The following is an 18,970-nucleotide window of genomic DNA, read 5'->3' as shown; positions in this document are numbered from 1 at the left end:
CTTATTTCTTCTTGGTCTCTTTGATCGTGATCTTCTCATCCGAATAACGGATGCCCTTGCCTTTGTAAGGCTCAGGAGGACGAATTGCACGAATCTCAGCGGCCACTTGTCCCACGCGTTGACGGTCAGCACCTTTGATGATGATTTCCGTTGGCGCAGGCGTTTCAACCTTGATGCCCTCAGGCATGTCTTTGTTCACGGGGTGAGAAAAACCCACCGCGAGATTGAGCTTAGAGCCTTGTGCTTGGGCCTTGTAGCCCACGCCGACCAAAGTCAACTTCTTCTCGAAACCCTTCGAGACACCCAACACCATGTTGTTCACCAACTGGCGCAATGTGCCGCTCATGGCATTCGCTTCACGCGACTCATCTACTGGGGTGAAAGTCACCTTACCAGCGTCGTTGACAACCTTCACCAGCGCATGAGAAGCCACCGACAGCGAACCGCCGGTACCTTTGACATTGATGTTGGCACTGTTAATTGACACGTCCACACCTTGGGGGACGATCACAGGCATTTTTCCAACTCGGGACATTTCAGTCTTTCCTTTAGTCGGCGTTTAAGCGACGTAGCACAACACTTCGCCACCGACACCGGTAGCGCGTGCTTTGCGATCTGTCATCACGCCCTTAGGCGTGGTCACGATTGCCACACCCATGCCATTCATGACTTGGGGGATGGCGCCGCAGCCTTTGTACACACGCAGGCCTGGACGGCTCACGCGCTCGATACGTTCGATCACTGGACGACCTGCGTAGTACTTGAGAGAAATCTCAAGCTCAGTCTTGCCAGCGTCTTTTTTGATTTGAAAACCGTCGATATAGCCTTCGTCTTTCAACACTTGCGCGATGGCGATCTTCACTTTGGAAGAAGGCACCAAAACAGTAGGTTTAGCCACCATTTGCGCATTGCGAATACGGGTCAGCAAATCGGCGATTGGGTCACTCATGCTCATTGAATATCTCCTGCCCGATTACCAGCTGGCCTTGGTGATGCCGGGAATATTGCCTTGGAAGGCAAGTTCACGGATCTTGGCGCGGCCGAGGCCAAATTGGCGGAATGTGCCGCGGGGACGACCGGTGATTTCGCAACGGTTGCGTTGACGCGTAGGGTTCGCGTTACGGGGAAGCTTTTGCAGACCCAAACGGGCAGCTGCGCGCTCTTCGTCGCTACGCTTGAAGTCATTAGCGATAGCCTTCAGTTCCGCATGCTTAGCTGCGTACTTAGCCACCAGCCTGTCTCGCTTGAGCTCTCGCTCGATCAAAGCTACTTTAGCCACGTGCCACCTCAGTTCTTGAACGGGAAACGGAAGCCTGCGAGGAGCGCTTTGCACTCGTCGTCGGTCTTGGCCGTCGTGGTGATGCTGATATTGAGGCCGCGCAGTGCGTCGACTTTGTCGTACTCAATCTCAGGGAAAATGATCTGCTCTTTCACGCCGATGTTGTAGTTACCACGGCCATCGAAAGCGCGACCAGAAATACCACGGAAGTCACGCACACGCGGCAAAGCGATAGTCACGAAACGATCCAGGAATTCATACATTTGCACGCCACGCAAAGTGACCATGCAACCAATCGGCTGCTGCTCGCGAATCTTGAAACCAGCGATAGCTTTCTTAGCCTTGGTCACCACGGGCTTTTGGCCTGCGATCTTGGTCAAATCACCCACGGCGTTGTCCATCACCTTTTTATCGGCAACCGCTTCGCTCACACCCATGTTCAAGGTGATCTTGGTCAGACGGGGGACTTCCATTGGAGACTTGTAACCGAACTTAGCGGTCAACTCAGGGACCACTTTTTCGCGATAGTGTTGTTGCAGTCGTGCCATGCTTATGCCGCCTTGATTTCTTCGCCGCTGGACTTGAAGACACGCACTTTGCTGCCGTCTGCCAGGGTCTTGATACCAACGCGATCAGCCTTGCCGGTCGCCGCGTTGTAAATCGCCACGTTGGACTGATGGATAGGCATGGTCTTTTCAACGATGCCACCCTGCGTGCCAGCCATGGGGTTGGGCTTGGTGTGCTTTTTCACCAAGTTGATGCCGTCCACCACCAGGTGTGCGTCATCTTTGCGCAGCGACACAACGCCACGCTTGCCTTTGTCACGCCCAGCGAGGACGATGACTTGGTCGCCTTTGCGAATCTTGTTCATGGTCTGACCTTACAGAACTTCAGGAGCCAAAGACACGATCTTCATGAACTTCTCAGTGCGCAACTCACGCGTCACTGGGCCGAAGATGCGGGTGCCAATAGGCTCCAACTTGGCGTTGAGCAACACAGCTGCGTTGCCATCGAATTTAACGAGCGAACCGTCGCCACGACGAATGCCCTTGGCAGTACGAACCACCACAGCACTGTAGACCTCGCCTTTTTTGACGCGGCCACGCGGAGCGGCTTCTTTAATGCTCACCTTGATAATGTCGCCAACACTTGCATAGCGACGCTTAGAACCGCCGAGCACCTTGATGCACAAAACGGATTTCGCACCGGTGTTGTCGGCCACATCTAACCGAGATTCAGTTTGGATCATTTCAAATATTCCCAACTTGCACCAAATCTCCATGCAGCAAAGCCACACAAAGAGTCGATCAGTCTTGGGCCCGTCATCCACGCCACGAACCACTCGCGACGCTTCAACTTGGGGCAGATAAACCCCGCTTTTTCAGCGGAGCCGCAAATTATGCCACAGCTTTGGATCACTTGGCAAATATTTTTTCAAACCGATCTGACTGGCCCGACAATGCCCCCCATGTCGACACACCACACCCCCTCCCAAACCCTGGCTTTCATTGGCGGCGGCAACATGGCCAGTGCCATCATTGGCGGACTGATTCAACAAGGCACGCCGGCCCAACACATCGTGGCGGTGGAACCTTTTGAAGCAACACGGCAGCAACTGGAAGCCAAATTTCAAATTCGCACACTCCCTCAAGCCAGCCCGGCCCTCGAAGAAGCAGGGCTGGTGATTTGGGCCGTCAAACCCCAGGTCTTCAAAGAAGCCGCGCACACCGCACAGGCATTTTGCAAACACGCTTTGCACCTGAGTGTCGCGGCAGGCATCCGCAGCGACAGCATTGCCGCTTGGCTAGGTACGCAGCGCGTGGTGCGCGCTATGCCCAACACCCCCGCCTTGGTGGGCCTGGGGCAGACCGGCTTGTTTGCCCGCCCCAGCGTGAGCGCCGCCGACCAAGCGTGGATTGAGCAGGTGGTCGCCACCACAGGCCAATACCTGTGGGTCCAAGAAGAGGCATTACTCGATGCAGTCACGGCTATCTCAGGGTCAGGCCCTGCCTACGTCTTCTTCTTCATTGAAGCCATGGTCGAAGCAGGTGTGAAGATGGGGTTGACACAAGCGCAAGCCCACCAACTCGCGGTGGGGACCTTTGTCGGCGCCTCCGAACTTGCCCGAAGCGCCAGCGAGTCACCCGCCGTCTTGCGTGAACGCGTCACCTCCAAAGGAGGCACCACCTATGCCGCCATCACGGCCATGCAAGAAAGCAAGGTGCAAGCCCTGTTCCAAGCCGCGCTAGAGGCCGCCCGGGCACGTGCGCACGAACTCGGCGATGCATTTGGCGGCTGAACCGGCCATCACTTGGTGAGACAATCTTGATGTCACGCTTTCGAAAGACTTTTTCATGAACAAACTACTGATCTCTTTGTTGTCTGCGGCCACCATGGCCTTCTCTATGGCTGTTTCGGCTCAAACCGCAGCCCCAGTCGCTCCGCCTGTCGCGCCAGCAGTCCAGGCAGCCCCAGCTGTTGCACCTGCCGACACTGCAACCACGCCCGCCAAGGCAGACAACAAGGCCAAGAAAAAGAAACTCAAGAAAAAATCGAAAAAGCACAAAGCCAAGTGATTGGCTCACGGCTGAAACAAAAAGAGCTTGGCATGCCAAGCTCTTTTTATTTGGGCAAATGAATCACCGCAAAGCGTAGCTCACAGCAACCCCTGCAAATAGCGTCGCCCCCAACCAATGGTTCAAACGAAAGGCTTGGAAGCAGCCTTCGCGTGTACGGTCTTTGATCAACCGATAGTGCCAGCCCGCCTGAACCGCGGCCAAGACCAGTGCCGCATACCAGGGCCATGCCAACCCTTGGTCGTACAGCAACACCCCCCAGCCGGCCACATGCAAGGCGTAAAACGACATGACGGTCGCCACATCCCAACGCCCCAGGGTAATGGCTGAAGTCTTCATGCCAATGCGCAAGTCGTCATCGCGATCGACCATGGCGTACTCGGTGTCATACGCCAACACCCAAAACAAATTCACCGCCAGCATGGCCCAAGCAAAGCCTGGCACCGCCCCCCATAAAGCAGCCCCGTCAAGATCACGCCAGGACAGGCCTTGCCCCTGCACCACCGCAAACGCCATCGGTATGCCAAAGCTGAACGCCACCCCCAACACCGCCTGCGGCATCGAGACATGGCGTTTGGCATAGGGATACACCAAGGTCACCGCCAGCGCCGCAAAAGACCACAGCACCGCCGTCACACTGGTGGTCAGCACCAATCCAAACGCGAGCAGTGCCAGCACAGCCCCCACCCCTAAAGCCTCGCGCACTGACACCGCGCCGCGAGTCACAGGACGGTTGGCAGTGCGCTTGACGTGTCGGTCAAACTCACGATCCGCCACATCGTTGATGCAGCAACCTGCGCTGCGCATCAAGATCGTGCCCAGCACGAACACCCCCAGCAAATGCCACCCGGGCCAGCCCTGTGCAGCCACCCACAACGCCGACAGCGATGGCCACAGCAACAGCAGCCATCCTGCGGGCCGGTTCCAGCGGATCAAATCCAAATAAAGGGCCAGACGCTCGCGCATGCGTGCCCCCTCAAGACAAACGCTTCACACCTGGCAACTCGCAGGCGTAAATGGCATTGCGCAACGCAGCAATCGCCTCGTAGCGGGTGAAACTGCGCCGCCATGCCAAGACCACGCGACGCATCGGCGGCTCGCCTCCGTCAGCATCGGCAATAGGCACGTAGCGCACATAAGTCTCTTCGCTTTTTTTGCGCTTGGCCTGGCTGTCCAGCGCCTCTTTGGGCACGCTCAGGCGTGGCACCAACGTCACACCCATGCCTGCGGCCACCATGTGTTTGATGGTTTCCAAAGACGAGCCTTCAAAACTCTTGCGGATGCCCTCGGTGCTGCTCGAGAAGCGTGCAAACTCAGGGCACACCTCCAACACGTGGTCTCGGAAACAGTGGCCATTGCCCAGCAACAGCATGGTCTCGCTCTTGAGTTGTTCGGCACTCACGCGCTTGAGGCTGGCAAAGGGATGGTTGCTCGGCACCGCGGCCATGAATGGTTCGTCATAAAGCGCTGCGGTGGCCAAGCCCGTGTCCGGAAAAGGCTCGGCCATGATGGCGCAATCGATCTCGCCGGTACGCAACATCTCCAGCAACTTGACCGTGAAATTCTCTTGCAACATCAGCGGCATTTGCGGTGTCTTGGCAATGGCCTGACGCACCAAGCTCGGCAACAAATAAGGACCAATGGTGTAGATCACACCCAGCTTCAAAGGTCCGCCCAGTGGGTCTTTGCCGCGCTTGGCAATTTCTTTGATGTTGGCCGCTTGCTCCAACACGCTTTGCGCTTGACGCACGATCTCCTCACCCAAGGTGGTGACCGTCACCTCGTTGGCGCTGCGCTCGAACAACTTCACATCCAACTCTTCTTCGAGTTTTTTGATGGCCACCGACAGCGTGGGCTGCGACACAAAACACGCGTCAGCCGCGCGGCCAAAGTGCTTTTCACGCGCCACAGCCACGATGTATTTGAGTTCGGTCAGGGTCATGGGTTCATGCTTTCAAGAAATCTGATTTTCCACCCAACCAGCGCGCTACATGACGCTCGGCCAGCTCGGGGTACTGATCGAGCATCTTGGGCGCCAACGCGCGCGCCCAATCGAGCAAAGCCACGTCTTCCACCAGATCGGCAAAGCGCAACAAAGGCGCGCCGGACTGACGGGCCCCTAAGAACTCACCGGGCCCACGAATCTCTAAGTCACGGCGCGCAATCTCAAACCCGTCTGAGGTCTCCACCATGGCACGCAAGCGCTCGCGTGCGGTTTCACTCAAACGCCCGTGCTCGCCGGTGGAATACATCAGCACACAAGCCGATGCCGCAGCACCCCGCCCCACACGCCCACGCAGCTGGTGCAGTTGGCTCAAGCCAAACCGCTCGGCATGCTCAATCACCATCAGCGAAGCGTTCGGCACATCGACCCCCACCTCAATCACCGTGGTGCTCACCAACACGCCCATTTGGCCACTCTCAAACAGCGCCATCTCTGCTTTTTTGTCCGCCGGTGCCATGCGCGAGTGCAGCAAGCCCACCCGCACCGCCGGCTGCCCATCACGCGCTTGCAAGGCCTCGCTCAGCAAGGCATGTGTTTCTGTGGCGTTGGTCAAGTCCAAGGCCTCGCTCTCTTCAATCAGCGGGCAGACCCAATACACCTGACGGCCTTGCGCCAACTGGTGACGGATGCGTTCAATCAATTCGTCGCGGCGGTTCTCAGACACCAACTTGGTCACCACGGGTGTGCGCCCAGGCGGCAGCTCGTCGAGCGTGGACACATCCAAGTCGGCGTAGTAACTCATGGCCAGCGTGCGCGGAATGGGGGTGGCGCTCATCATGAGCATATGGGGCTCTTGTTGTGTGCCGGGGGAGGGGGAGGGGCCAGATTCGGCTCCGCGCTGCGCTTTTAATGTCGCCAAATCTGGCCCCTCCCCCTCCCCCGGCAACGTCTGGGTCTGGGTCTGGGTTTGCATTTTTTCGCGCAGCGCCAGACGCTGCGCCACGCCAAAGCGATGCTGCTCATCGATGATGGCCAAGGCCAAGTTCTTGAACACCACCAGCTCTTGAATCACCGCATGCGTGCCCACCACCAGCGCCGCTTCACCGCTGGCGATCAGGCCCAGCATTTCGGTGCGTTCTTTTTTCTTTTGGCTACCGGTCAGCCAGGCCACACGCTTGCCCAGCGGTGTGAGCAAAGGCTCCAGCCAGCCAATGAGTTTGCGAAAGTGTTGCTCGGCCAAGATTTCTGTGGGTGCCATCAGCGCGCATTGCCAGCCACTGTCCATGGCCACCGCAGCGGCCAGCGCAGCCACCACGGTTTTGCCCGACCCCACATCGCCCTGCAGCAAGCGGTGCATGGGCACTTGGCGCATCAGGTCACGGGCAATTTCTTCCCCCACGCGGCGCTGTGCGCCGGTCAGCCCAAAGGGCAGCGCTCCTAGCAATTGCTCGTGCAAGCCCCCCGCTTTCAGCGTCAAGGCCGGAGCCCGCAATTCATCGCGCTCGCGCTTGGCCTGCAACTGCGACAGTTGCTGCGCCAGCAACTCTTCGGCCTTGAGCCGTTGCCAGGCAGGATGCGTGCGATCCTCCAACTGGGTCAACGACACATTGGGTGCAGGGTGATGCAAAAAATGCAACGACGCTTCGAGCGCCCAGCTGTGCGGGGGCAGGTGTTGGGCCGGAATGGTTTCTGAAAACGCGCCTTTGCGACCCGCATGCACCAAGCCACTGTGCACCGCACGGCGCAAATACGCCTGAGCCAAACCCGCCGAGGTGGGATAGACCGGCGTCAACGCTTGCGGCAACGGCGTGCCTGCGGCCTGGAAGTGCGGATGCATCATGGTGCGCCCCATGAAGCCCCCGCCTCGCACCTCCCCGCGCACACGCACACGGTTGCCAACCGCCAAGGCTTTTTGCTGCACCGGGTAAAAACTAAAGAATCGCAGCGTGCACGTGTCAGACCCATCGTCCACCACCACCAGCAATTGACGCCGCGGCTTGTAAGTGATCTCGCACGACACCACCGTGGCCTCCACCTGCACCGAGTCGCCATCGCGGGTATCCGCCAGGCGTCCTAAGCGCGTCTCGTCCTCGTAGCGCAACGGCAAGTGCAGTGCCAAATCGATGTCGCGATCCAGCCCGAGTTTGCGCAACGCTTTTTGAGGTGCGGAAAGAGGGGTAGAAGCCGTCTTGGCTTGCGGCGCAACGGCAGACTTGGAAGCGGGTGGCATGGCGCCAGATTGTGCCCGCGCGCAACCCGAGCACGCGCGCATTACAATTGCATCACACGTTTTTTGGAGTCTCGCTTTGAAAACTTCCACGCTACCAGCGCTACGCGTCAAACCTGAGCTGCGCGAAGCCGCGGAGCGCGCTTTGCGTCCCAACGAGACCTTGTCCAAACTCATGGAGTCGTCACTAGAAAGTTTCATCGCACACCGCGCCGCAGAAGATGACTTCATTGCGCGTGGCCTGCGTGCCGCAGACACGGCACGCCAAACCAACCGCTATGTCAGCGCCTCCGATGTGCTGGCCAAACTCGACGAACGCATCGCCACGGCCAAACGCAAATGACGCGTTATGCCCTGCGCTTCACAGAAGAAGCGCAAGAAGACTTGCTTCGGTTGTTCGACTTTTTGCTGCAATTCGACCTCGATGTGGCCTTGCGTGCCCGCGAAGCCATGGAGGACAGCCTCAAACTCTTGGAGCAATTTCCATTCACCTGCCGCAAAGCCGCCAACGGCGCGCACGGCCCCAGGCTGCGAGAACTCGTCATGTCATTTGGGGCGACGGGTTATGTGGCCCTGTTTGAAATTGACGATGCCACCACCGTCACCGTGTTGGCCATCCGGCACCAGCGCGAAGAAGACTTTCACTGAATCGGTTCGTATCAAACAGCCGTGCCAAAATCGCGGCTGTTTTCACTTGGAACGGGCCCGTCCGGCCCTCAAGCACATGCCCCAGACCTACACGCTCAGCGACTTCGACTTTCACCTCCCCGAAGCCCTGATTGCCCAGCACCCCGCCCCTGAACGCAGCGCCTCACGCTTGCTCGACGGCCGCAGCAGCCCCTTCATCGACCGCACCTTCAAAGAGTTGCCCAGCCTGCTGCGCGCCGGTGACTTGCTGGTGTTCAACGACACCCAGGTGGTCAAAGCTCGCTTGTTTGGCGAAAAGCCCACCGGCGGCAAGCTTGAGCTCTTGGTCGAGCGCGTGCTCACCCACCACGAGGTGGTGGCGCACATGAAGGTGAGTAAAAAGCCGCCCGTGGGCACCGTGCTGCACATGACCGGCGGCTTCCAGGCCACCCTGCTGGGTCGCTGGCCCGATGACAACGGCCAGCTGTTTCGCTTCCAGTTCAGCGACGAGCCGCACACCCTGATGCAGCAACATGGTCACATGCCGCTGCCACCCTACATTGAACGTCACCAAAACACAGCAGATCCACAGCACGAAAGTGACGCGGACAAAGCCGAAGACGAAGCGCGCTACCAAACCGTGTTTGCCAAACACCCAGGTGCTGCCGCTGCGCCCACGGCTGCGCTGCACTTTGACCAAGGCGTGCTCGATGGCTTGGCCGCCCGTGGCGTCGCCACCGCCAGCGTCACGCTGCATGTGGGGGCGGGCACCTTCCAGCCGGTCAAAACAGAGAACTTGTCTGAACACCGCATGCACAGCGAGTGGTACAACATTCCCGCCGCCACCGTAGAAGCGATTGCGCACACCCAAGCACACGGCGGTCGTGTGGTGGCCGTGGGCACCACCAGCGTGCGCACCTTGGAGAGTTGGGCACACAGCGGGCAGACACAAGGTGACACCCAGATCTTCATCACCCCAGGGTTCGAGTTTCGGGTGGTGGACGTGCTCATCACCAACTTCCATTTGCCCAAAAGCACGCTGCTGATGCTGGTCAGCGCCTTTGCTGGCTTTGACCCCATGCATGCGCTGTACCGCCATGCCATTGCACAACACTACCGTTTCTTCAGCTACGGCGATGCCATGCTGCTAGAAAAAAACTCTGAAAGAAAGACGCCCCATGCTGACGTTTGATGTCTTGGCCACCGACGCCCCTTCTGCCGACGGGTCTTACCTAGGCACCCACGCCCGCCGAGGCCAACTCACGCTCAACCATGGCGTGGTGCAAACCCCCATCTTCATGCCTGTGGGCACCTACGGCACCGTCAAAGGCGTGATGCCGCGCAGCTTGGAAGAGATGGGCGCGCAAATCATTCTGGGCAACACCTTCCATTTGTGGATGCGTCCTGGCTTAGACGTGATGCAAAGCTTTGGCGGCTTGCATGGCTTTGAGCGTTGGAACAAACCCATCCTCACCGACAGCGGCGGTTTTCAGGTGTGGTCCTTGGGTGCCATGCGCAAGATCACCGAAGAAGGGGTGACCTTTGCGTCCCCCGTGAACGGCGACAAGCTGTTCATGTCACCCGAGGTGAGCATGCAAATTCAAACCACGCTCAACAGCGACATCGTGATGCAGCTCGACGAGTGCACGCCCTATGAAACCAAAGGCCACCTCACCACCGAGGCCGAAGCCCGCAAGTCCATGGAAATGAGCCGTCGCTGGGCGGTACGCAGCAAGGCTGAATTTGCACGCTTGGAAAATCCCAACGCCTTGTTTGGCATTGTGCAAGGCGGTATGTTCACCAACCTGCGCCAAGAGTCGCTCGACGCCTTGGTGGAGATGAATTTTCCGGGCTACGCCATTGGTGGCGTGAGCGTGGGCGAGCCCAAAGAACAGATGCTGGAGATCATGGCGCACACCCCGCACCGCCTGCCCGCACACAAGCCGCGCTACTTGATGGGCGTGGGCACACCCGAAGACTTGGTGCAAGGCGTGGCAGACGGCGTGGACATGTTCGACTGCGTCATGCCCACCCGCAACGCCCGCAACGGCACCATGTTCACGCGTTTTGGGGATTTGAAAATTCGCAACGCCCGCCACAAGGCAGACCACGGCCCGCTCGACAGCACCTGCAGCTGCTACACCTGCCATGGCCACACGCGCGCCGATGGCAGCGTCAGCGGTGGCTTCAGCCGCGCTTACTTGCACCACCTCGACCGTTGCGGCGAAATGCTCGGCCCCATGCTCACCACCATCCACAACCTGCACTACTACTTGAACCTGATGCGCGAAGTGCGTGAGGCCTTGGAGGCAGGTCAGTTTGGCGCGTTTCGCACCAAGTTCAAACAAGACCGGGCACGCGGTATTTGAGCCGCAAGCAGATCAAGCCTCGGTGGTGAACACCGTCAACACACCGGTGTAGCCATACAGGTTTTGGTGCGCAATTTCGCCGCCGGCAAAAAAGCCCACCAGCGGCACATCGCCCAAGGCACGGCGCACGATTTGCAGCTCGGCACTGGGCCCGCCAAAGTGCGGGCCGCCGCGCCCCGCGCAGCTGACATACACCGCACCCGCCATGCGTCGGGCAGGATGCGGGCTGGCCGAGGTTTCAGCGCTCAGCACACCGGCCAGTTCTGCTGTCATTTCTTCGGGCTCTAGCGCTTCACGAATTTCAGCGCCAATGCGCATCAAGTCGGCCCGCGCAGCAGCCATGTTGCGTTCGCAAAACGTCAACCGCATGCCCACCTCTACTGGCTGGGCCACTGCCACCGCACGCTGCGCAGGGTCTAAGCCAATGATGTGGCGCACCAGCACCGCATCGTCAAACTCGCCGGTGCGTTTGATCGCTGCGTCATGCGCGGGTGCCAGCCCCACCAAGGTGGCGCGCACTTTGGTCAGGGCCTGTTGGCGTTGTTCCAGGTCAATGTGCAGGTCACGCACCAAGACATCCAAGGCGGGTTCGTCGTCCAGGGTCAGCACCACATGGTTGTCCACCGACGTGATGGTGTGCACCGGGCCAATGGGCAAACACCCTTGCGTCACGCGCGACACCATGGCCACTTCGGCATCAAAGGCCACACCGCTCAAGCCGCCCGAAAACACGCCATCGGCCTGGCCCTGTCCGGCCATGTTGCCGTCGCCGCGCTGGGCAAACTGCACCACCTGTTGGCGGCTGGAGGCCAAGCCACCAAACACATGGCCACTGACCGTGCGTTGTGCCAGTTCGGCAATCAGCTCTGGCACGTCAGGCGTTTGGGCATCGGCGTGCAACAGCGCGGTGTGCGGCACAAAGTTGCTGCCGCCTTGTCCGCCTTGCGCCAGCGGTGCCACGCCGCTGAACACGCGGTAGTGCTCGGGCGAAATGTCGCACAGCATCACGCTCAGCGCGGGCTCGTCAAAATATTCCACGTTGTTGGCTGCCACGCCCACGCCCACGGTGCCAGCCCAGTCAGTGACTTCGGGCAGTTCGGCGCTCAAATAGCCCAGCAATTCTTTGGCGTGCGGCGCGTAATGGTCGGTGATGTAGAGCAGGCCCAAAGGCGGCGCACTGGCGTACTCGGGCAAAGCCATGTGGGCACGCAGTTGCGCCAGCACCAAACCGGCGGCCATGCGCCATTGCGGATGGGTGGCGTGGCCGTAGGGGAAGAGCTTCATCAGGCTTTGCGTCGTGCAGCCGTTTTGGCCGTTGCTTTGGACGCGGTTTGGCGCGTTGTCTTGCGTGCAGCTTTTGGCTTGGCCGGGGCGCTGGGCGCTGCGGCTTTTTTGGCAGGTGCCCCTGCATGTGCGGCGGCGTTGTGCGCCATGTCGTGCATGGCTTTGTTGGCAATGTGTTGAAACTGATCGGTCAACGAACTCCACCAGTGCGCGGGATCCACTCCAGCAGAAGCGCTGGCGGTGGGCTTGCTCTGCGGTTTCGCGGCTTTCGCGGCTTGTTGCGCTGCGGCCTGCTCTGGCGTTGGCTCAGACGCCGGGGCAGGCTCAGACGCTGTAGGCGTTGCATCCGGTTGGGGTTTGACCTTGAGCGACTCGGCCAGCTCTGCAAAGCTCAGGTTCATGCCTTGCAAGGTAGCCAGGGTCATGCGCTGCACCTCCAGCGCCTGGATGGTGGCACTCACCGCCTTGGTGTTTTGGTCCAACCAGAAATGCACCGTCTTCAGCTCTTGAATGCGCTTGTCCAACTCTTCAGGATCCAGCGTAGGCGCCACCCAGCCTGGCGCAGCCGTTGAGGCCGCGCCCGCACCAGGGGTGAGGTTTTTCAAAAAGTCAAAGCCCGGAACGAACTTGGTGAAATCAAAACCGCTGGGGTTGCTCATGGGTGTCTCCTGGTGGAAGTGTGTGCTGGGATTAAACCAAACCCGAGCGATCACGAAACTGACAAATCAATGCTTGTGATCGCCGTGCTGGTGCTCCATGCCCTGCCCCATCATCGGCGTTTGTGCGCTCACGGGCAGCTTGAGCTCAAGATTTGTTTTGACGCCTTTGGCATCTTGAAACACCAAGGTCACGGGGACCGTGCTGTCTTTGGTCAAGGGGGCTTTGAGGTCCATCAACATCACGTGGTAGCTGCCCGGCTTGAGCTCCACCACCTTGCCAGCAGGCAAGTCCAAGCCATTGGGCAAGGCCGCCATCTTCATGACGTCCTTGTCCATCTTCATTTCATGAATCTCGGCCACGCCGGCAGCGGGGCTGCTCACCCCTACGAGCTTGGCGCTGTCTTTGGCGGTGAGCTTCATGAAAGCACCGGTGGCTTTTTGACCGGGCACGGTGGCACGGGCCCAAGCATCGGTGATGGTGACGTTTTGCGCGAAAGCGCTGGCAGCCAACACCGTGGTGAGCGACACGGCAATCAAGCATTCAGAAAATTTCATAGGAACTCCTTGGGATCAATGGTTGTGGTGTTGGGCCGGGGCGAGCTGCACATCCAGCAAAGCGGCTGGCAGTTTCAAGCCGCGCGTCGATGTGCCGTGGGCCGGAATATCAGACCAATCATTTTGACCGCTCTCGCAGGTCTGCAAAACTTTGACCCACATCGGACCGGCAAGGTCGGGCAAGCGGCCCATGAAGGCAAATTCATCAAACTGGTCATCGGGCAACGCCGCCTCTCGGGTGCTCGCAGCCCAACGCAACTCCACCACATCGTCGGTCACGGTTTTGCCGTGGCTGGTGTAGGGCTGCGCCAGCTTGGCGGTACGCGAGCTCAAGCTCCAGCCGGGTTTGGGTTGAGGCTTGGCACCTTCAAAACCCGTGGGCACTTGCACCGCCAGGCTGGTGGTGGCAGACCCATTGCAGCCGTGCCCCACACGCAAGGTGGCTTTGTAGTAAGTGCCCGCGACCGCTTGAGGCTCGGTCAACACGATGTGCGCTTGGGCTGCTTGCGCAAGTGCGAAAAGTCCGCTGCAAAGAGCCCCTATCAGATGTTTATTTGTCATGGTTCAACTTTCAAAATTCATACAGCGCGTGGTGTTACGTCAAGTCGTACTTCAGTTCAGCAAAGAAGGTGCGCATGGGATACAGGTGGTAATTCCAATATTTGTAGTTGTTCAGGTTGTCGATGCCGCCTGCCACCGTCCATTGCCGGTCAACTTTGTAGACCGCGCGCGCATCCACCACAAAGAACTTGCTCACGCCCGTGTAGGAATAGCCATTGCTATCGGCGTTGTTCAAGCTTCCAAACTGGTGACCGCTGTAACGCGCACCGATGGAGGTGCTGAGCGTGTCGTCCCAGCGGTAGTTGGCCAACACATTGCCACGCCATGCAGGCACGCGCGGCTGGTATTGATTGATCGTATCGCCTGCACTGACGACATAACCATCGTTTTCTTTGATGCGTGAGTCCACATAGGTCACGCTCCCCAACAAGTCGAGGCCACGCGTGAGGACATCGTTGCCAGCGTAGGCCACTTCCAAACCGCTGCTCTCTATGCGCTTGATGTTTTGCACAAAGGTGCGACTGCTTCCGTCTGAGAAGGTATTGGTTTGCGAATAGATGGCGTCGCGCGTGTTTTCAAAGAACGCGGTCACACGCCACAAGCCCGAGCCTGAGTCTTTTTCCGCCGTCAACTCGCTTGTCCATGAACGCTCGGGCCGTAAATTGGGATCGTTCAAGAACGTGGTGGTCGAACCAGACAGCGAGGTGTTGCCATACATCTCTTGCGTGGTGGGCATGCGCAAAGAACGCCCTGTGGATGCCTTCAACAACAGATCAGGCGCCCACTGGTGTGAGATGGCCGCCTTGGGAGAAAAGTGCGTTTCCTGCCGCGACGCATAGCTGCTGCTCGACGTCGCCGTGGCCACATCACCACTGTGGGCTTTCCAGTCTTCTGCACGCAAGCCCAGCACCGTTTTCCAAAGCGGCGCAAAGCGCCACGCGTCTTGCGCGTACAAACTTTGCATCTCAGTTTTGCCACCGGCTTTGCTGGCCAGGCTTGCTGGTGCCGCTGCCTCCCAGTTGATGCCCGTGTTTTGGGTGAGTGTCTTGAGCGTGTAGTGGTCTTGCTGCAAGCCAAAGTCCACCACGTGCGTGCCCTTCACACCCTCGGGTCGCCAGGTGCCTTTGAGCGCTAGGTTGTTCCAGCCTGTGCCGCTTTGGTCGGTGATTTTTCCTGCGCTTGAATACGTTGTGTCGCTGCTTTGGGTGCCTGAGGCCCGGTTCAAGTCGGTTTGGTAGTTGTACAAACTCGCCTTCATTTCCCAATCAAAAACCCCTTGGGTATTGGACTTGAGCGATAGCCCGTGCATGACATGTGTCAGCGCCTCTTGTGACGCCGTGAATGCAGGAACCGAGTAGGCGTTGACACCGTTATTCACCGTCCCGGTATAGACAGCGGCACCCGTGGACGCATCGCGCAGATATGTTGCCGGGCTGCCATTGCTTGTGTTTTGCCAGTACCCCAGCGTGTACGAGGCGCGCAGGGTGGACGACAAGTCGTAGGCCAGTTTCAACTTGGCATGGTCTTGCACGGTGTGGTACTGGGTGGTGGTGCCCAACACATCCAAAGCTGTCCCCGTGGTGCTCAAGGCGCTGACGATGCCATTGACGCGTGTACCCGTCACCCCCGTTGTGGGCGTTGCACGCACAAACACCATGGGCTGACCGCTGCTGTCCAAGCGGTTCACGTTGAACCAGTAAGACCAGTCCCCCGCCTTGCTGCCCAAGGTCGCGCTGGCATTGGCACCCCCGAAGTGGCTGTTGGTGTTGTAGGCGTCAAAGTGTTGGTTGAAGGCACTGACCTTCATGTGCGCCTCAAACGCCGTGGGCATGCGCGTGACGTAGTCGACCACCGCCCCCACCGAGTTGCCAGGATAGGCGGCAGAGAACGGGCCGTACATCACGTCAACCCGCTCAATTTCTTCTGGCGTCACCAAGCCCCAACGCGGCGCATTGGTGGCGGAATTGCCCAAGTAGTTGGACAACAAAATGCCATCGGCATACACCGCGCTGCGCGCTGGGTTGTTGGCCCCAGACGCACGGCTCGCCAACACGGCATGGTTGTAGTCGCCGATATAGCGCTTGCGCACCGACAAGCTGGGCAAATACTTCAGGGCGTCTTCGCTGTCGGTGGCGTTGATGGTTTCGGCGATCTGTTTGGCCGTGACCGACTCCATCGTGGTGGGGATGTGTGTGGGCAACGATGAAGGGTGACCCGATGTCACCACCACCACGCCCAGCTCTTTGGTTTGAGAGGCATCTTGCCCCATCGCTGCACCTGAAAGCGCCAGCGCAAGTGATGCGCCGAAAAAACCTCGCCTGAGGTGTTTGTCTTGTTCCATGAAAAATTTTCCTGCTCACGCGAAGGCTTGACGACGCGCAAAGCGTCACAGTCAATCCAACGAAAAAGGTCCGAGCGCTAGCGCCCGAGACCCACGTCAACGGTCAGAGGAAAAGTGCAGGCGGCCCGCGCGACGGCAGTGGCGGGGCGGTGACAGACGCGATGTGCGCGGCTTCAAGGGCAAGCAGCGCATGCGCCAGAGGAGAGGGCTGGGTCAAGCCCGTGTTGAACGCGGGCGGTGGTGCCACGACAGAGGCACACAAGGGGCAATCCAGGGTGTGGCTGGTGGTGGCGTCATCGTCGCCCTGCACCACCAGCTTCATGCTGCCGCTGCTGGTACACACCAAGTCCATGGCCTTGGGGCTCACCATGGGCGAGGCCACGGCCACACCAACCGACAACACAAACCACACCAGCACACAGCGGGTGAGGAGGATGGCGTGGCGCAGGTGTTGCATGGCGACGGATTCTAACGAAGCACTTTCACCAGCTTGCCCAAGTTCAACCTAAACGCGATTTCAGCGGGTTTGCATTTCGCGCACACGCGCCACATCAAACTCGGTGACCGCGCCTGCTGCGTTGCCCCATTGGGTGCGAATGTGGGTCAGCACATCGGCCATGTCACGGTCGCTCAGGGTCAACACAAACGGCGGCATGCCAAACGGCTGTGGTTGGGCAGATGTAGTGACCGAAAACCCGCCGTACATGACGGTTTGCACCAGGTTGGTGGTGTGGGCCATTTGCACCGCCAGATTGCCTGCCAAAGCGGGATACGCCTGCGCTACGCCCTGGCCTTGCTTGCCGTGGCACACGGCACAGTGGTCGTCGTACAAGGCCGCGCCGCGTTGGCTGGCGCGCAGGCTGGGCGCGCGCGGCGTGGGGCGTGGCACGTCATCCGCTCGCACATGGGCACGGGCACGCGCTTGCAAGTAGGTGGCCATGGCCGTCAAGTCAGCCACGCTGAGGTGTTGGGTGCTGTTTTGCACCACCTCACGCATGGGCCCATTCACCCAGGCGTGTGGGGCATGACCGGTTTGCAACAAGCGCACCGTGTCTTGCACGGGCACATCGCCCAAGCGCGTTTCACGTGCGCTCAGCAGCGACGGCGCGTACCAGTTGACCACGGGGATCAAGCCACCACTCAAGTCATCCAACGCGCCGCTGCCACCCAAGTCGTCACGCGGGCCATGGCAGGCGGCACAGTGGCCCAAGCCTTCGACCAAATAGGCTCCACGGTTCCATTCGGCGCTGTGCTGCGGCTGCTCCGTGAAGCGGGCTGGCTTGAAGTACAGACTGCGCCACACCGCAAAGGCGGCCTGGGTGCCAAAAGGCCAACGCAGCTCAGCAACGGGGGTAGCCTGTGCCACAGGCGCCAGGCTTTTGAAATAAGCGAACAAGGCGTCGGCATCGGCACGCGTGACCAAGCTGGTGTGGTTGTACGGAAACGCTGGGGCCAGCAAGCGCCCGTCGTAGGAGCGGCCATGGTGCAACGCACGCCAGAAGTGCTGGGCATTCCAGCGCCCCAAGCCGGTGGCGTCATCCGGCGTGAGATTGCTGGCGTAGACCTTGCCAAAGGGTGTCTCAATGGCACGTCCTCCCGAGAACGGCACTTGGCCCGGCACGGTGTGGCACGACATGCAGTTGCCCGCACGCGCCAAGTAAGCGCCTTGGGCTACCTGCTGTGCACCGTGCGTCAAGACTGGAGACATGTTGGCAGCAGGGCCCACATCCACACCGTCGGCATAGTTGTCAAACACCACCCAAGCGGTGGTGGCTAGGCACAGGGCCAGCACAAGGCCCAACACACGTTGCATCATGGCTGCCCCTTTGCCAGTGGGGCGCTGCCACAGCGCCAGGTGTCGCTGCTGCTCAACAGTTTGGCGCGCACGGCACCTTGTGCCGCAGCAGCGGGGGTGGCGTCGCTGGGCAGCACTTGCCGCACCAGGTAGTTGGCCACGGCCATCACGTCATCTGGGCTCAAGCGTTGCACTACCTGCGCCATGCAGTCTGGCGCGTGGGCGCGGCGTTGGCCCGACTGCCAGGCACCCAGCTGTCCGTTCAAATAATCGAGTGGCAACCCCAGCAAGCCGGGCACCGCAGGCGCTACCCCAGTGAGCTTGTCGCCGTGGCATGCCACGCAGGCCGGCAAACCTTTGCTGGCGTCGCCCTCACGGGCCAGCACTTGACCACGCGCGAGCAACGCAGGCGAAGCACTGTTGGCCTGCAAGGCTGGCGCTGGGTAGGGCACCTTCAAAGCAGAGAAGTACTGCGCCATGTCTTGCAAATAGGCGTCAGACAGGGGGTCGATCAAGCGCGCCATCAGGTCGTAATGGCGTCGCCCTTGTTTGAAGTTTTGCAACTGGTTGTACAGATAACCCGCAGGCTTGCCCGCCAAACGCGGGTAATAGCCATCGGGCCCGGCTTTGCCCTGCTCGCCATGGCAGGCGGTGCAGGCACGGGTGCGCTCGGCCATGGTGTTTTCAAAGCCATGCGCAGACAGCACCACGCACACCATCAGCCAAGCAGACAAAAATAATTTCATGGGGGG

The 18,970-nt window shown here is 59.6% G+C and carries 23 protein-coding genes; 6 read left to right on the top strand and 17 right to left on the bottom strand.

Going from position 1 to position 18,970, the window contains the following annotated elements; translation table 11 throughout:
- Window position 1: 1 nt before the first annotated feature.
- From rplF to rplN, 6 genes are read right to left on the bottom strand one after another with little or no spacing between them, the layout of a single operon-like run.
- On the bottom strand, window positions 2–535 hold the full coding sequence (gene rplF / locus B9Z41_RS12875; protein ID WP_100147475.1) for a 50S ribosomal protein L6: 534 nt from the start codon (window positions 533–535) through the stop codon (window positions 2–4).
- Between the two features lie 24 nt (window positions 536–559).
- Window positions 560–955, bottom strand: a complete 396-nt coding sequence (rpsH, locus tag B9Z41_RS12870; protein WP_100147474.1) for a 30S ribosomal protein S8 — start codon at window positions 953–955, stop codon at window positions 560–562.
- Between the two features lie 18 nt (window positions 956–973).
- On the bottom strand, window positions 974–1,279 hold the full coding sequence (gene rpsN, locus B9Z41_RS12865; protein ID WP_100147473.1) for a 30S ribosomal protein S14: 306 nt from the start codon (window positions 1,277–1,279) through the stop codon (window positions 974–976).
- Between the two features lie 8 nt (window positions 1,280–1,287).
- Window positions 1,288–1,827 carry a 50S ribosomal protein L5 gene (gene rplE / locus B9Z41_RS12860; RefSeq protein ID WP_100147472.1) on the bottom strand — a complete coding sequence of 180 codons (540 nt, stop codon included), beginning with the start codon at window positions 1,825–1,827 and terminating at the stop codon, window positions 1,288–1,290.
- Between the two features lie 2 nt (window positions 1,828–1,829).
- The gene (gene rplX, locus B9Z41_RS12855) at window positions 1,830–2,150 is read right to left on the bottom strand and encodes a 50S ribosomal protein L24 (RefSeq protein ID WP_100147471.1); all 321 of its coding nucleotides are present in this window, start codon (window positions 2,148–2,150) and stop codon (window positions 1,830–1,832) included.
- A gap of 9 nt (window positions 2,151–2,159) precedes the next feature.
- Complete coding sequence (gene rplN, locus B9Z41_RS12850) at window positions 2,160–2,528, bottom strand: 50S ribosomal protein L14 (RefSeq protein ID WP_025596343.1); 369 nt, start codon at window positions 2,526–2,528, stop codon at window positions 2,160–2,162.
- Between the two features lie 210 nt (window positions 2,529–2,738).
- Between rplN and proC the strand changes: the two genes are divergently transcribed.
- Window positions 2,739–3,578, top strand: a complete 840-nt coding sequence (proC, locus tag B9Z41_RS12845; RefSeq protein ID WP_100147470.1) for a pyrroline-5-carboxylate reductase — start codon at window positions 2,739–2,741, stop codon at window positions 3,576–3,578.
- A 55-nt stretch (window positions 3,579–3,633) separates the two neighbouring features.
- A complete protein-coding gene (locus B9Z41_RS12840; protein ID WP_100147469.1) occupies window positions 3,634–3,855 on the top strand; it encodes a hypothetical protein in 222 nt (73 codons plus the stop codon).
- 63 nt (window positions 3,856–3,918) lie between these two features.
- Here B9Z41_RS12840 and B9Z41_RS12835 read toward each other — a convergent pair whose 3' ends face one another.
- Genes B9Z41_RS12835 through recG form a run of 3 tightly spaced genes read right to left on the bottom strand, consistent with a single transcriptional unit; the run spans window position 3,919 to window position 8,030 of the window.
- A complete protein-coding gene (locus B9Z41_RS12835) occupies window positions 3,919–4,821 on the bottom strand; it encodes a 4-hydroxybenzoate octaprenyltransferase (protein WP_100147468.1) in 903 nt (300 codons plus the stop codon).
- A gap of 10 nt (window positions 4,822–4,831) precedes the next feature.
- On the bottom strand, window positions 4,832–5,797 hold the full coding sequence (locus B9Z41_RS12830; RefSeq protein ID WP_100147467.1) for a hydrogen peroxide-inducible genes activator: 966 nt from the start codon (window positions 5,795–5,797) through the stop codon (window positions 4,832–4,834).
- Between the two features lie 4 nt (window positions 5,798–5,801).
- Window positions 5,802–8,030, bottom strand: coding sequence for an ATP-dependent DNA helicase RecG (gene recG, locus B9Z41_RS12825; protein ID WP_100147550.1), 2,229 nt, complete (start codon window positions 8,028–8,030; stop codon window positions 5,802–5,804).
- Between the two features lie 76 nt (window positions 8,031–8,106).
- Here recG and B9Z41_RS12820 point away from each other — a divergent pair, with 76 nt between their 5' ends.
- From B9Z41_RS12820 to tgt, 4 genes are all read left to right on the top strand, one after another.
- Window positions 8,107–8,370, top strand: a complete 264-nt coding sequence (locus tag B9Z41_RS12820; RefSeq protein ID WP_100147466.1) for a YlcI/YnfO family protein — start codon at window positions 8,107–8,109, stop codon at window positions 8,368–8,370.
- On the top strand, window positions 8,367–8,675 hold the full coding sequence (locus B9Z41_RS12815) for a type II toxin-antitoxin system RelE/ParE family toxin (protein WP_100147465.1): 309 nt from the start codon (window positions 8,367–8,369) through the stop codon (window positions 8,673–8,675). Before B9Z41_RS12820 ends, B9Z41_RS12815 begins: the two co-directional genes overlap by 4 nt.
- A 76-nt stretch (window positions 8,676–8,751) precedes the next feature.
- Complete coding sequence (gene queA / locus B9Z41_RS12810) at window positions 8,752–9,846, top strand: tRNA preQ1(34) S-adenosylmethionine ribosyltransferase-isomerase QueA (RefSeq protein WP_100147464.1); 1,095 nt, start codon at window positions 8,752–8,754, stop codon at window positions 9,844–9,846.
- Window positions 9,833–11,023, top strand: a complete 1,191-nt coding sequence (tgt, locus tag B9Z41_RS12805) for a tRNA guanosine(34) transglycosylase Tgt (protein ID WP_100147463.1) — start codon at window positions 9,833–9,835, stop codon at window positions 11,021–11,023. Before queA ends, tgt begins: the two co-directional genes overlap by 14 nt.
- A gap of 12 nt (window positions 11,024–11,035) precedes the next feature.
- On the opposite strand, the gene B9Z41_RS12800 is transcribed toward tgt, so the two are convergent.
- The 8 genes from B9Z41_RS12800 to B9Z41_RS12765 all read right to left on the bottom strand — a co-directional run bounded on the left by B9Z41_RS12800 (window position 11,036) and on the right by B9Z41_RS12765 (window position 18,964).
- Complete coding sequence (locus tag B9Z41_RS12800; protein ID WP_100147462.1) at window positions 11,036–12,307, bottom strand: FIST N-terminal domain-containing protein; 1,272 nt, start codon at window positions 12,305–12,307, stop codon at window positions 11,036–11,038.
- A complete protein-coding gene (locus B9Z41_RS12795) occupies window positions 12,307–12,966 on the bottom strand; it encodes a PhaM family polyhydroxyalkanoate granule multifunctional regulatory protein (RefSeq protein WP_100147461.1) in 660 nt (219 codons plus the stop codon). Before B9Z41_RS12795 ends, B9Z41_RS12800 begins: the two co-directional genes overlap by 1 nt.
- Window positions 12,967–13,032: 66 nt before the next feature.
- Window positions 13,033–13,521: a copper chaperone PCu(A)C gene (locus B9Z41_RS12790; protein WP_100147460.1), complete on the bottom strand. Its 489-nt coding sequence runs from the start codon at window positions 13,519–13,521 to the stop codon at window positions 13,033–13,035.
- Between the two features lie 15 nt (window positions 13,522–13,536).
- Window positions 13,537–14,082: a YcnI family protein gene (locus tag B9Z41_RS12785; protein WP_100147459.1), complete on the bottom strand. Its 546-nt coding sequence runs from the start codon at window positions 14,080–14,082 to the stop codon at window positions 13,537–13,539.
- 34 nt (window positions 14,083–14,116) lie between these two features.
- Entirely contained in the window at window positions 14,117–16,423 is a 2,307-nt protein-coding gene (locus B9Z41_RS12780; RefSeq protein WP_233202670.1) for a TonB-dependent receptor, read from the bottom strand.
- A 103-nt stretch (window positions 16,424–16,526) separates the two neighbouring features.
- Window positions 16,527–16,880, bottom strand: coding sequence for a DUF2946 family protein (locus tag B9Z41_RS12775; protein ID WP_100147458.1), 354 nt, complete (start codon window positions 16,878–16,880; stop codon window positions 16,527–16,529).
- A gap of 60 nt (window positions 16,881–16,940) precedes the next feature.
- Window positions 16,941–18,239 carry a c-type cytochrome gene (locus tag B9Z41_RS12770; protein ID WP_369823333.1) on the bottom strand — a complete coding sequence of 433 codons (1,299 nt, stop codon included), beginning with the start codon at window positions 18,237–18,239 and terminating at the stop codon, window positions 16,941–16,943.
- Window positions 18,236–18,964 carry a c-type cytochrome gene (locus tag B9Z41_RS12765; RefSeq protein ID WP_100147457.1) on the bottom strand — a complete coding sequence of 243 codons (729 nt, stop codon included), beginning with the start codon at window positions 18,962–18,964 and terminating at the stop codon, window positions 18,236–18,238. Before B9Z41_RS12765 ends, B9Z41_RS12770 begins: the two co-directional genes overlap by 4 nt.
- Window positions 18,965–18,970 lie beyond the last annotated feature (6 nt).

The sequence above is a fragment of the Limnohabitans sp. JirII-31 genome, assembly GCF_002778315.1.
GTDB lineage: Bacteria > Pseudomonadota > Gammaproteobacteria > Burkholderiales > Burkholderiaceae_C > Limnohabitans.
Note: the sequence above shows the minus strand (reverse complement) of the source record. Positions and strands in the feature narration are given on the sequence as shown.